Below are 384 nucleotides of genomic sequence, written 5' to 3'. Positions count from 1 at the left end.
ACACAAAACCGTCCAGCTGGTGATAACCAAAATCGCGGTGGAAATCAAAACCGTGGTAAGTCAAACTACAACGGACGCAACAATAATTTGAATAACAATAACCGCAACAAGTTTAACAAAAAAGGGAAAAAAGGTCGTCAACAGCAAGAGAAAAAACCACCTGTTCCAGCACGTAAATTCCGTGAATTACCAGAAGTATTGGAATATACAGAAGGCATGAATGTAGCGGATATCGCGAAAAAAATCTATCGTGAACCTGCTGAGATCATCAAGAAGTTGTTTATGATGGGAATTATGGTCAATCAAAACCAACCATTGGATAAAGATACGATCGAATTGTTAGCAACTGATTACGGTATTGAACCACAAGAAAAAGTTCAAATC

At 38.0% G+C, this 384-nt stretch carries 1 protein-coding gene; it reads left to right on the top strand.

The annotated features are described in order from the left end of the window. Positions 1-384: translation initiation factor IF-2 N-terminal domain-containing protein (locus E4U03_RS12660; RefSeq protein ID WP_194210423.1), on the top strand; the 384-nt coding region annotated here is incomplete at both ends.

The sequence above is a fragment of the Rothia nasimurium genome, from assembly GCF_004569295.1.
GTDB lineage: Bacteria > Actinomycetota > Actinomycetes > Actinomycetales > Micrococcaceae > Rothia > Rothia nasimurium_B.
The sequence above is the reverse complement of the archived record's forward strand: the minus strand, read 5'-3'. Positions and strand labels throughout refer to the sequence as shown.